At 40.1% G+C, this 12,293-nt stretch carries 11 protein-coding genes; 3 read left to right on the forward strand and 8 right to left on the reverse strand.

Going from position 1 to position 12,293, the window contains the following annotated elements:
• Window positions 1–5: 5 nt before the first annotated feature.
• From H3V11_RS00115 to recO, 6 genes are all read right to left on the reverse strand, one after another.
• Entirely contained in the window at window positions 6–647 is a 642-nt protein-coding gene (locus H3V11_RS00115) for a DotU family type IV/VI secretion system protein (protein ID WP_171991476.1), read from the reverse strand.
• A complete protein-coding gene (gene tssK, locus H3V11_RS00120) occupies window positions 637–1,980 on the reverse strand; it encodes a type VI secretion system baseplate subunit TssK (protein WP_110414315.1) in 1,344 nt (447 codons plus the stop codon). The genes H3V11_RS00115 and tssK overlap by 11 nt, the downstream gene beginning before the upstream one ends.
• Window positions 1,981–2,007: 27 nt before the next feature.
• On the reverse strand, window positions 2,008–2,271 hold the full coding sequence (locus tag H3V11_RS00125; protein ID WP_198223344.1) for a PAAR domain-containing protein: 264 nt from the start codon (window positions 2,269–2,271) through the stop codon (window positions 2,008–2,010).
• 64 nt (window positions 2,272–2,335) lie between these two features.
• Window positions 2,336–3,868 (reverse strand): type VI secretion system contractile sheath large subunit, encoded by a 1,533-nt coding sequence (gene tssC, locus H3V11_RS00130; protein WP_037392136.1) that lies wholly within the window; start codon window positions 3,866–3,868, stop codon window positions 2,336–2,338.
• A 21-nt stretch (window positions 3,869–3,889) separates the two neighbouring features.
• Window positions 3,890–4,393, reverse strand: coding sequence for a type VI secretion system contractile sheath small subunit (tssB, locus tag H3V11_RS00135; protein ID WP_025330951.1), 504 nt, complete (start codon window positions 4,391–4,393; stop codon window positions 3,890–3,892).
• A gap of 581 nt (window positions 4,394–4,974) precedes the next feature.
• Window positions 4,975–5,706 (reverse strand): DNA repair protein RecO, encoded by a 732-nt coding sequence (gene recO / locus H3V11_RS00140; RefSeq protein WP_078474242.1) that lies wholly within the window; start codon window positions 5,704–5,706, stop codon window positions 4,975–4,977.
• 179 nt (window positions 5,707–5,885) lie between these two features.
• On the opposite strand from recO, the gene yegQ reads away from it, so the two are divergent.
• Complete coding sequence (gene yegQ / locus H3V11_RS00145; protein ID WP_198223345.1) at window positions 5,886–7,238, forward strand: tRNA 5-hydroxyuridine modification protein YegQ; 1,353 nt, start codon at window positions 5,886–5,888, stop codon at window positions 7,236–7,238.
• Between the two features lie 87 nt (window positions 7,239–7,325).
• Here the strand turns inward: yegQ and hemH are convergent, their stop codons facing one another.
• Entirely contained in the window at window positions 7,326–8,333 is a 1,008-nt protein-coding gene (gene hemH, locus H3V11_RS00150) for a ferrochelatase (protein WP_078474240.1), read from the reverse strand.
• 214 nt (window positions 8,334–8,547) lie between these two features.
• Window positions 8,548–9,174: a thiamine phosphate synthase gene (gene thiE, locus H3V11_RS00155; RefSeq protein ID WP_025330955.1), complete on the reverse strand. Its 627-nt coding sequence runs from the start codon at window positions 9,172–9,174 to the stop codon at window positions 8,548–8,550.
• A 117-nt stretch (window positions 9,175–9,291) separates the two neighbouring features.
• Between thiE and H3V11_RS00160 the strand changes: the two genes are divergently transcribed.
• Both H3V11_RS00160 and H3V11_RS00165 read left to right on the forward strand, forming a co-directional pair.
• Entirely contained in the window at window positions 9,292–10,887 is a 1,596-nt protein-coding gene (locus H3V11_RS00160; protein WP_198223346.1) for an inorganic phosphate transporter, read from the forward strand.
• 302 nt (window positions 10,888–11,189) lie between these two features.
• Window positions 11,190–12,167, forward strand: coding sequence for a bile acid:sodium symporter family protein (locus H3V11_RS00165; RefSeq protein ID WP_198223347.1), 978 nt, complete (start codon window positions 11,190–11,192; stop codon window positions 12,165–12,167).
• Window positions 12,168–12,293: the final 126 nt, after the last annotated feature.

Raw genomic sequence — 12,293 nt, forward strand, 5'->3', positions numbered from 1 at the left:
GTACCTTATCCAATACTGGCAACCAGATTACTGAGATATTTATTCAGCACCAGATATATAACCACAGTGAACACCAGAAAAGCTAAACACCAGCTCACTGTCGAAAAAGAACGTATAGTAATCGGGCGCAATCTTCGATTAGTCTGAAGTGAAGGAATGATTATTTCAGGCAAATGCGAATCAATTTTGGTAATGAGTTCATTTCGAGCATGTGTTTCTTCAAATAAATATTTACCATTAAAACCAAGAGCAAATACCAGCTGCCAAACACTTAAAAGCCAGAATGAAGGATCCGGTTTATGCAATTCAGTTTGAATATCTTCAAATAATTGTATACCAGCATCATACTCACCAAATTGGGATACCTGTAACGGGCTGTTTTCCCAAATTGATTTACTTTTGCTGTCTAAAAAGCGTAAGGCAAGCTCATCAACAAGTGCAAACAATGCATACTTTATCTGTTTTCGCTCATGCTCAGGCAGGTGATTTTCACTCAGTTTCTGATCAAACTCTGAAACAAAATGAATAGCAAGCAACTGCACTTCATCCATATCCTGAATGGCATGCCCTAAACTTAACCGCGTTACAAATAAAATATAATTACGTAAATTTTCCCGTACGTAATCTGGAATTTCGTTATTCTTCATTTGGCACCGCATATAATTCGATATTTAATCCATCAAATGAATTAGGTGAATAAATACAGCATGATCTGGCTGCTATCATGGCTTTAAAGCCCGGGTGCGACTTATCTAATGCAAAATAGGTAGCTTCTGAACGCATGGGTAACGCGCTGGGTAAACGCTGCATCATTCTTAATGGAATACCATTGGATGCTGACGGCAGAATTCGCTCAACATCATCAGGCGAACCAATCTTACATAGTTTCGGAAAGCGTTCCTGAAGTTCATATAACGGAACACTGGCACGAACGGAAATATAGTAATCTGTGTTTTCATCCAGACGTGCATCTAACAGATGACCAATCCATCGGGTATTACCAACTTTTTCAAGATCCACCAGTACCAGTACTGTAGGTATAACAGTATCCAGCAGCTCTATAAGCATTTCATTTAACCGGATGAATGTTGTACCTAAATTAAACGGATCGTATTGCGGTATGTCTTTGATACTGGATTCAATTGAAAACGACAGCAGACTTCCAACCAAACGTGCCAGTAAAATGTAGTAGTTTTCTGGTGCAATATTTTTATGTGTTTGTAACAGCACCATTTCCGGTATAGACTGATTGAGTATGTTCAGCAACCAGAATAATGAAATATCAGATACAAGAAAGTCTGCTGATTGCTGATTACGTTCTTTTCGTAATGAACCAAGACGCTGACTTTTATTAAGCAGAATTTGTATCTGTCTTGACAGCATCTCCATTAGAAAAATATTGCTGCCAATAAAGAATACTGGCGGTATGTATTGTGCATCAAGCTGCCAGATATTATTTTGATTTTTAATCAGACGAAGAATGGGTATTGCCAAAAAATTCTGACGGTTTTCATGAGAGAATTTCAGGCTGAAATTTAATCTTTTTTCTGCAATTTCTGTTTGCTGGCTACCGTAAAGATCAGTAACCGAAACAAACTGTTTAGAAAATCGTAGTGGTGCATTACTGCTGTTTTCAAGCAGATTACTGCCTACGGTATTTAGTTCTGGTAATGTTAAATATACTGTTGTTTCGAGTATGTCATCCGGTAGTTGTGACAAGTCACGGGCAGGCGGCAGAAACTGCATCTGCTGTGAATCAAACCAAGTACCATCCTGAAATGATACTGCACAATCCGATAATTTAAGCTTTTTCAGAGTGAGACTATTAGTGTCTATTTCCATACGCATTACGCCCCATGGCATAATTCGCGTACACTGCATTATGCTAAAGGCATTTGCCTGTTGCAGTAATTCCTGTTGCTGGAAAATTTGTGGCAGCAGTAAGGTACCTTCGTACCAAATCGGATTGATGATTTTCAACTTACAACCTGTTCTAAATTAGATAGATTATTCACATTTAGCTAATGATTGTTTGGATAACAATCGAGCACCACAGCTGGTTTTCATGTTTTCGAGAACCATAAGACGCCCCTTTACTGTTAGCTTGGGATCACCTTCTACAATGTAATGAGTACCACTACATTTCGGACAACTAACTTTATCGCCTTTACGTGCTACCGGTCTTCCTTCAATTTTTGCGATAGGATCACCTTCAAGTACTACCCCACCATGTGTAGTGGCATCTCCCTTACAAATAATAGCGCGTGACATTTAGCAATCCTTTATGGTTATCTACCGATAGGGAACTATCGGTAGATTTTTCGCTTATACCGGATTATTTTTTAGCTTTTGGCATTTGAGATACTAATGAAAGATTAATATCCATACCTTCAATCTGGAAGTGCGGAATGACAAATAGTTTAATTTTGAAGAAACCCGGATTATCTTCAATATCTTCTACTACCACTTTTGCCTGACGTAACGGATGTGAAGCCTGCAGCTCATCACTTGGATCAGTCATTTCTGTAACCAGATTCTGTATCCAGTTATTCATTTCCACTTCCAGAACACGCCGGTCTTTTGTCATACCGATATTTTCGCGCTGAATCAGTTTCAGATAATGAGCCAGACGTGACAGCAGGAAAATATAAGGAAGACGTGAATTGATACGGCTATTGGCTGTCGCCTCTTTAGTATCGTACAGGGCTGGTTTTTGTGTTGAATTTGCAGAGAAGAAACATGCAAAATCATGATTTTTGTAGAACGATAATGGCACAAAACCCAGATTGGCAAATTCAAATTCCCGTGTTTCAGGAATTAATACTTCCGTCGGAATTTTCATTTGTGCGCCGGAACCCAGATCATATAAATGAATCGGCAGATTTTCAATCAGTCCGCCGGCCTGCGGGCCACGAATCTGAACACACCAGCCATTTTTAATAAAGCTTCTTACCATGTTGGCTGCAAATGCAAAGGTGGCATTAGCCCACAAATAACGATTGTGATCAGGGCCTTTAACTTCTTCACTATAATTAAAACTGCGTACCGGTACTGTTTCACTGCCATAAGGCAAACGTGCCAGAAAGCGCGGTAAAGTAAGACCGATATAGCGGGCATCATCAGTATTACGGAAACTGTTCCATTTGATGTATTCAGCACGGTCAAAGTAGTTGCCGATATCTTTAATTGAGGCAACCTCTTCCATTGTTTCTTTACCAAAGAATTGAGGGCCTACAGAACCAATAAATGGCATATGTGCAGCAGCGGAAACTTTTGAAATATTTCTGAGCAGCTCAATGTCCTGAGGGGAGCGGTCAAATTCATAAGCCGAAATGATTGAGGCAAAAGGCTGTCCGCCCGGAGTGTCATATTCGTTAATGTAAGTATGGCTATACAGACCGCTTTGGATGACTTCCGGTGAGTCTTCAAAATCGCGAATCAGAGCATCTTTTGAAACATCAAGTACATCAATTTTGACATTTTGACGGAAATCGGTACGGTCTACTAAAAATTTCAGACCACGCCATGTACCCTCAATTGCCTGAAATTCAGGATGGTGAAGAATATTGTCTAACTGATTACTGATTAATTTGTCCAGCTTGGCAATATGGAAATCCAGTAAGGATTTATCCAATCTGTCTACAGTTTGGGCACTGTCCTGAATCATTTTCAGGAATACGTTTATCGCTACTGAGATACGTTCATTGGTAGCAGATTCAGATAATGCTGTATTATTGGTGTAATGGTCAAAAGTCGGAGCTGTAGAGACGGTATTCAGATTTATTTTATCAAATAATGATTCATAAACAGACTGTTGAACAGCATTTCCCTTTTTAACGGAACCAGCATTCTGCACATTTTTTTGCATACTTATTTTCCTCTGCGGTATTTATTCTTTAGAAATGATCGGTGAGATTGCTTCAAGTTCTTTGCGCAACTCATCAGAAAGGTTTTTGTCCTGCAGAATTTTTTCCAGTTCTTTGCGTAAAACTGCATTGTCCAGAATATTGGACTTCAAATCTCTCAGCAGATTTCGCATAGCTAGCAACGATTTCAGTTCAGGTACTTGCTGAACAATCTGTTCAGGATGAAAATCTTTCATTGATTTGAATTCAAGATTCACAGGAATTTCGGAATTATCATCAGCCAGAGCATTTGGAACAGACAGTTTTACGGCTGGATTCATTTCAGCAAGCACTGCATCAAAGTTGTTTTTATTAATTGAAACTTTTTCACGTTCTGCCAGCGGAGTATCGCTTTCTTTGAAGCTGAAATCGCCAGCCACTAATAAACGCAAAGGTAATTCAACTTGTTTTTTAGCACCTCCTGTATGTAAATCCAGTTTAATATTGACACGTGCTGGTGGTACTTCGTTCTGAAAACTTTCTGACATGATTACTCCTTGTTGAAATTTGAATACTGATAACAGATCAGAGTCATTACATTACTGCGTTTTGATACGGAATATAAAGCAAAATGAAAATTTTCAATAAATTTTGTTTTAAAAATTTAATAATAATTAAGTTACAACAGCTTTAAATTAATTGGAAGTTAAATTAAATTTTATTCTGCCCATATATACATGTTTTAACTTATTTTGACTTATTTTGGTTACCAAGTAAATAATTTTATAAAATTTAATGCTATATTGATTACAAAAATCATTTCATCTGTCGTTTATTAACCAATTTTTTTCATAAATTTTATCTATGAAAAAAATTTGTTAAATATTAGCCATAATAAATATTAAATTTTTTAAAATTATTGTAAAGATTTATTTTATTGGATATATGTAAATAATTATTTTTTAAATGAAATATAATTTTCAGCTGATAATGTTCTGAACATTTTTTATTCAATTTAACCAAAAAAATATAATTATTTTATTGATCATAAAATAAAATTTTATAGAAAAAAACTATAATCTAATTGTAAATTCATTTTTTTTATTTTTCAAACCAGGTTTCTTTATTCCTATACGGTATATTGCTGCAATTGTTTTAATACACGCCGGCTAAGGATACCTTCAGGCAGACGAAAATCCAGAAGCATACGTGTCAGCCTTATGGCCTCGGTATGCCATTCAGGCTGTTCAGCTAGTGAGCGGTTATTTAATGCATTCAGAGTGTGTCCGTGAACAACAATACCATTTTCCTGCGCTGACATCTGTGCCTGCATCAATAAAACAGGGGCATGTTCGGCACGCAGCCAGTAGCGTTCATGATTAATGATCTCCTTCCCCTGACTATCCTGACTAATATCAGGAGCAATACCTAAAGCACGCAGTAATGACCACTCAAAATAACGCAGTGCAGATAAGTGTTCGCCGTTTGAAATATGTTGTAGTACGGTATGTAGTGCCGCGTGAACATCAGGTAACGGATCCTCCCGGGCTGTTAGTTTTAGTACCAGCTCATTTACATACATGGCACTGAATAACGCCTGATTCTGAGGCTGAGGCCAGCCGCCTATCCATTCTGCCCGGTGCAGAGTTTTCAATTCATTATTCCCATACCAGGATAGCTGTAGCGGCACAAAAGGAACGAGTACACCTCGCAATTCACTTTGCCGGCGCCTCGCACTGCGCGCCAGCATCACTACTCTGCCATAATCCCGGGAAAATACTTCAATTTGCAGACTGCTTTCACTCCATGGACGGGAGGTAAGCAAGAAAGCAGGTTGATGATTGATGCGATTATTAGACATAGCCGTTTTATGTCAGATGTGGATTTTTCAATTATAGCCGGTTATGGCATGCAATTGACCATGTTCAGGAAAAAGCGGATAATTCTATTAACAATATAGACTATATTTTTCAGGCAGCCGGCTATTTTAAAGCCGGCTGCCTGAATGTATTCGAAATAATCAGGAAAGTTTAAATACCCATGAAAGCACCAGAATTATTATTGCCCGCTGGTGGACTGGAGCGGATGCGCACAGCCTTTGATTATGGCGCAGATGCTGTTTATGCCGGCACGCCGCGTTATTCTCTGCGCGCACGTAATAATGAATTTGCATATCTGCCAGTACTGGAACAGGGTATTACTGAAGCACATGCACGCGGAAAGAAATTTTTTCTGGCCAGTAATATTTTGCCACATAACGCAAAATTGAAAACTTACCTGGCCGATATGGAGCCGATTATTGCTATGCAGCCAGACGCGCTGATTATGGCAGATCCGGGTCTTATTATGAAAGTGCGTGAAAAATGGCCGGAAATACCGATTCATTTATCCGTTCAGGCTAATACCACCAATGCATGGGGTGTACAGTTCTGGCAGAGTATCGGCATAGAACGTATTATTCTGTCGCGCGAACTCAGTATTAATGAAATTGCCGAAATCAGGCAGCAATGCCCGGATATTGAGCTGGAAGTATTCGTTCACGGAGCTTTGTGTATTGCCTATTCAGGCCGCTGCCTGCTTTCCGGTTATTTTAATCATCGTGATCCTAATCAGGGTACTTGTACTAATGCTTGCCGCTGGGATTATAAAGTACATAATACGGCTGATAGCGACAGCGGCGATGCTCAATTATTACCCGATTTTGACTTTAATCAGGCGAAAAGTCTCGCTGATAACGCATTATATGGCTTAAATGACCAGCAACGTCACCCGCTGGCAAATAAAGTCTATCTGATTGAAGAAGCAAACCGGCCTGGTGATATGATGCCCATAATGGAAGATGAGCATGGCACCTATATCATGAATTCCAAAGACTTACGCGCGGTAGAACAAGTCGCTAAACTGGCAGAAATCGGTGTAGATTCTTTAAAAGTAGAAGGACGGACTAAATCAGTCTATTACGTAGCGCGGGCAGCACAGGTATACCGGCGTGCTATTGATGATGCAGTTGCAGGTAAACCTTTTGATTATAGCCTACTGGCAGAACTCGAAGGATTAGCCAACCGGGGTTATACCACTGGTTTTCTGGAACGGCATCAGACACAAGAGTACCAGAATTACCTTTCCGGACATTCTTTATCAAAACAAAGTCAGTATGTAGGCAAAGTTACGGCTGTTGATTCTGAAGGATGGGCAACCATTGAGGTAAAAAATAAATTCAGCCTTGGTGACCAGCTGGAAATTATTCATCCGGGCGGTAATCAGATTATCCGCCTTGAAGCAATGACTCGTAAGGGCTATCCGGTAGAAGTGGCTTCCGGAAACGGAATTGAAGTAAAAATTCCACAAATGCTTGGCAAAGATAATGCACTGATTGCACGCATTATTCCCTAGGCAGAAGCTAATTAAATTAGCTGCTGAAAAAGCCATAGTGATATTACACTATGGCTTTTTTATTATCCGTTTCTATATTTGTGTAATTTACAGCCAGCCTTGTAAATGCTGCTTCACAAGCGGAGCCAGTATTTCAACCCATTCATGCTCACTATTCATACAGGGAATGTACTGAAACTGTTTTCCGCCATGCGCCAGAAAGTCTGCTTTACCACGAATATTGATTTCTTCAAGTGTTTCCAGACAATCGGTAACAAAACCCGGACATATGACATCAAGTCTGCTGATTCCGGCCTGAGGAAGCTGGATAAGCAAATCCTGAGTACTTGGTCCGACCCAGGGTGCATAGCCAAAGCGGCTCTGAAATGCCAGCCGGTATTCATCTGCTTGCAGACCAAGTTCTTCTGTGAGTAAACGGGTCGTGGTTTTACAATGCTCAACATAACTATCGCCAGCCTGATGCTGAGCCTCTGGTATACCATGAAAGCTTATTAATAAACATTGCCCTCTGCCATGCTTTTGCCAGTATGTCTGAATATGTCTGGCCAGTGTTTTTATATAATTGTTATCTGCATAAAAACCGGTGATACTTCGTACTGCCATTTGTACACGCTGCTTAAGCATCACCCGCCATACCTGATCCAGTGCAGCACCACTACTGGAACCCGCATATTGCGGATACAACGGCAACACCAGCAAATTCTGCACACCAAGCTGTTTCATTTCCTGCATAACATCAATTACGCTGGGCTGTCCGTAGGTCATAGCAAAACGGGTAATAACACCGTCTGGCATAGCACTGGCTAAAGAAGCACTAAGTAGTTGTGTTCCGATTAATAAAGGAGAACCAGCCTCCTGCCAGATGGTGCTGTACGCGTGGGCACTTTTACGCCCGCGAACAGGCAAAATAATCCCGCGTAATATTAACTGCCATAAAAAACGCGGTAATTCGACTACACGCTGGTCGGATAAAAATTCGCGTAAATACGGGCGTACAGCCTGAGGTTCAGGTGCAGCAGGTGTACCGAGATTCAGCAATAAAACACCAATTGCCGGTTTAGAAGTTTTTGGTTCAGAAAGAAAAATTTTTGACATAATATTTGGCAGCAATCAATTATCAGTCAATCAGATAAAAGTACTGCGAGTATAGCCTATATCTTCTGCTTGTTAGCAATTTCACCAGTTATATACTTTACTGACATCAGGCATTACCTCTGCAACAGACCTGATGCAGCGATTATCTGTGCTTAACCTAATCCCCTGCTCACCCTGATAAAACTACTTTAGTTTACAAAATACTGGTAAATCTTTATTTATCCCAAAGCGCCTGAAAGTCTTTTACTACTTTTTCAGGATCAGCTGATTCAGTAACAGCACGAACTACAGCCAGAGAGCTTACGCCGGTAGCCAGTACATCGCGTGCATTATTTAAATCAATTCCACCAATAGCAACTGTAGGTGTATTTCCGGCTTGAATCACGTATTGCTTTAATTTGTCCAATCCCTGAGGTTCAGTAGGCATAGTTTTGGTTGTAGTAGGAAAAATTGCCCCGCAGGCTACATAGCTTGGTTTAACTGCTAATGCTTTACTCAGTTCTGCTGGCGAATGTGTACTTACCCCCAGCCTTAACTCTGAACTCTGAATCATTACTAAATCAGCACTGTCCAGATCTTCCTGTCCGAGATGCACCCCATACGCACCGCAATCTACAGCTTCCCACCAGAAATCATTGATAAATAGTTGTGTAGGTGTATCTTTTGCATAAGCGACACTGCGTTGAATTTCACGGTACAATGCTGAACCAATCAGAGTTTTATTACGCAGCTGCACAGTATTGGCCCCTGCATCGACCATCCGTGCTACCCAATCCGCAGTAGGAACAACAGCATAGAATTTCAGCGGAGCAACTATAGGTAAAAACGAATTTGCATACATAAAATATTCCTTTTGAAATAAAAATCTTTATAATGATAGTTTTTTCACGCAGCACTGCATACACACAATAATGTTTGCAGATGTCTGTACTGAATTTTCCACTTTTACAAATATATTATGGCCTCAGACGCATCCTCTGTTCGCTCTCCCCTGATCACCCGGGTTAATTATACTTTTGCTGCATTATTATTCGGCACAATTGCATACTTTATTTATTGGGGGCTTGGATATACCAACCATCATTCTCCATTATTATTTGTTATTGCCACTCTGTTTGGCGCCTTCATGGCATTTAACATCGGTGGCAATGACGTTGCCAACTCCTTTGGTACCAGTGTAGGCGCCGGAACCCTTACAATACCGCAGGCATTGGGTATAGCGGCTGTTTTTGAGGTTTCTGGTGCGGTTATTGCCGGCGGCGAAGTAACAAAAACAATTCGTCACGGCATTATAGACCTTGGTGCCATGCATTTAACACCTTCACAATGCATTAATGTCATGCTGGCAGCATTACTGGCAGCGGCAATCTGGTTGTTAATTGCTTCCAAAAAAGGTTTACCGGTTTCAACAACACACTCGCTGATAGGTGGACTGGTGGGTGGCGGATTATGTCTAGGATATCTGATAACCGGTAATGGCAGCGCTTTAGATTTAATCCAATGGAACAAAATGGCAGAAATTGGTCTGTCCTGGATTATCTCACCTGTTTTAGGAGGTGCATTTTCTTATATCCTGTTCAGCCAGATAAAAAAGCATGTACTGGACTACAACGACCGAATGGTTATAGCACTGAAAGAAATTAAGCAGGAAAAAAAAGCATATAAAGAAAAACACAAAATCTGGTTTGAAAAACTAAGTGAAACCGAAAAAATTCGCATTTCCTCTGCTATAGCCCGTGACGCCGAAAATTATAGTGATCCTGATTATAGCGTCGAAGAGCTGGAATCAGATTACTATAAAGGCCTGGCAGATATCGAAAGCCGTAAAAATAACATCGACGCATTTAAGGCACTGCATAGCTGGGTACCCTTAATTTCGGCCTGTGGCGGCATGATGATTACCGCTATGATGTTATTTAAAGGGCTGACTAATCTGCATCTTGGTTTATCTGTGATTACCAATTTCCTCTTAATCATCATGATTGGCGCGCTAATCTGGATGGCCACATTTATTTACGCCAAAACCTTAAGGCGCAAAGATTTAAGCAAATCAACCTTTCTGATGTTCAGCTGGATGCAAGTATTTACGGCTGCCGGCTTTGCTTTTAGTCACGGCGCTAATGATATTTCCAATGCAGTTGGCCCATTTGCCGCCATTATGGATATTATCCGTACCGGTGATATAGGTATAGATGCCAATGCCATGATTCCGGCACCAGTGATGATAACATTTGGTGTGGCACTGATTGTTGGATTATGGTTTATTGGCAAAGAAGTCATCCAGACTGTTGGTACCAATCTGGCCAAAATGCACCCTGCTTCTGGCTTCACAGCAGAGCTTTCCTCTGCAGCTATTGTGATGCTAGCTACACTGATGGGGCTGCCGGTATCCAGTACACATATTCTGGTTGGTGCTGTTCTGGGTATAGGACTAGTTAATCGTAATGCCAACTGGAAATTGATGAAACCAATTGCACTGGCCTGGGTAATTACCCTGCCCTCTGCTGCAGTTTTATCTGTATTGATATTTTTGGGACTCAATTCATTTTTTTAAATTAACAATTATCATAATGAAACCGGATAAATATGCTTATCCGGTTTCATTATGATTAAAGCGATTGTCTAAAGTAAATTTTCAAAGATTTTATAAAATAAATTTAACTCTGATTTGAATGACACTACAAATAGTCGTTATTAAATTTCTTTTAATACTTTTTTTCCAGATTTCTTAAATTTACAAAGTAATTTTAAAATCAAATTAAATTTTTTAACTTAATCACCGGCTGTTTTTTATTCAACCATTTAAGCTAAAATGATGACTTTTGTTAGAAACTCAGCATAAACTGGTCGTTGCCAATGAATAACCTGCTTAAAAAATTTTATATAGATCCCTTTTTGCTGGCAATGCTGACTATTGTAGGTACAGCTACTGTTTTGCCTTGTCAGGGCAGCACAAAAACATTCTTTAGCTATCTGACCACAGTTGCCATTGCCTTACTATTTTTTATGCATGGTGCAAAGCTGTCACGGCAGGCGATTACAGAAGGTATCAGACACTGGCGATTACATTTAGTCGTATTTTGCAGCACATTTATTTTATTTCCGCTAATCGGTTTAGGTTTGCGTATTCTGGTTCCCCACTGGCTCTCTCCCGAACTGTATCTGGGCTTTCTGTATTTGTGCGCATTACCGGCTACAGTACAGTCCGCAATTGCTTTTACTTCTGTTGCCGGCGGAAATGTTGCAGCAGCAGTATGCAGTGCATCTGCTTCCAGTATTCTGGGCGTTTTCCTGTCACCTGTACTGGTTGGTCTAATGATGCCCACTAGTGGCAACAGCGTGGACACAACAGCTGCTATCGAATCGATTTTATTACAGCTAATGCTGCCGTTTGTTTTAGGCCATCTGGCCAGACCATTAATTGCAAATTGGATTCATAAACATAAAGTATGGATAAACCGTACTGACCGGGGCTCGATTCTTTTAGTCGTTTATGTAGCATTCAGTGATGCTGTTGTTGAAGGACTATGGCACAAAGTTAATCTAGGCTCAATTGGTATGATTGTGATTCTGAGTCTGTTGATTCTGTTTCTGGTTATCAGCATTAATACACTGGTTGCCCGTTCATTGGGCTTTAACCGTGCTGATGAAATTACTATTGTCTTTTGCGGCTCTAAGAAAAGTCTGGCAAATGGCGTACCCATGGCCAATGTACTCTTTCCTGCCAGCATAGTAGGCATTATGCTATTACCACTGATGATTTTTCATCAGTTACAACTAATGATCTGTGCAGTACTGGCGCAACGCTATGCACGTTTGAATAAAACGGAATAGATTACCTTCGAGTGTAGGTTTTATTTCTAATAAAGCTTGCTATTTGTTTTTTATAATATCTGCATCATAGTGCCAGAAATAAGATTTGCTGGCACTTAATCTATTTGCATCAAATCACTCAATAAT

Source organism: Snodgrassella sp. W8158 (assembly GCF_016100435.1).
Taxonomy (GTDB): Bacteria; Pseudomonadota; Gammaproteobacteria; order Burkholderiales; family Neisseriaceae; genus Snodgrassella; species Snodgrassella alvi.

What these genes read in the sequence shown, in the direction of transcription:
- yegQ (WP_198223345.1), top strand. Translation starts at nt 5,886, where the DNA reads ATGAAAGCACCAGAATTATTATTGCCCGCTGGTGGACTGGAGCGGATG.
- tssB (WP_025330951.1), bottom strand. Translation starts at nt 4,393, where the DNA reads ATGTCAGAAAGTTTTCAGAACGAAGTACCACCAGCACGTGTCAATATT.
- recO (WP_078474242.1), bottom strand. Translation starts at nt 5,706, where the DNA reads ATGTCTAATAATCGCATCAATCATCAACCTGCTTTCTTGCTTACCTCC.
- H3V11_RS00165 (WP_198223347.1), top strand. Translation starts at nt 11,190, where the DNA reads ATGAATAACCTGCTTAAAAAATTTTATATAGATCCCTTTTTGCTGGCA.
- H3V11_RS00115 (WP_171991476.1), bottom strand. Translation starts at nt 647, where the DNA reads ATGAAGAATAACGAAATTCCAGATTACGTACGGGAAAATTTACGTAAT.
- hemH (WP_078474240.1), bottom strand. Translation starts at nt 8,333, where the DNA reads ATGTCAAAAATTTTTCTTTCTGAACCAAAAACTTCTAAACCGGCAATT.
- H3V11_RS00125 (WP_198223344.1), bottom strand. Translation starts at nt 2,271, where the DNA reads ATGTCACGCGCTATTATTTGTAAGGGAGATGCCACTACACATGGTGGG.
- tssC (WP_037392136.1), bottom strand. Translation starts at nt 3,868, where the DNA reads ATGCAAAAAAATGTGCAGAATGCTGGTTCCGTTAAAAAGGGAAATGCT.
- thiE (WP_025330955.1), bottom strand. Translation starts at nt 9,174, where the DNA reads ATGTATGCAAATTCGTTTTTACCTATAGTTGCTCCGCTGAAATTCTAT.
- H3V11_RS00160 (WP_198223346.1), top strand. Translation starts at nt 9,292, where the DNA reads ATGGCCTCAGACGCATCCTCTGTTCGCTCTCCCCTGATCACCCGGGTT.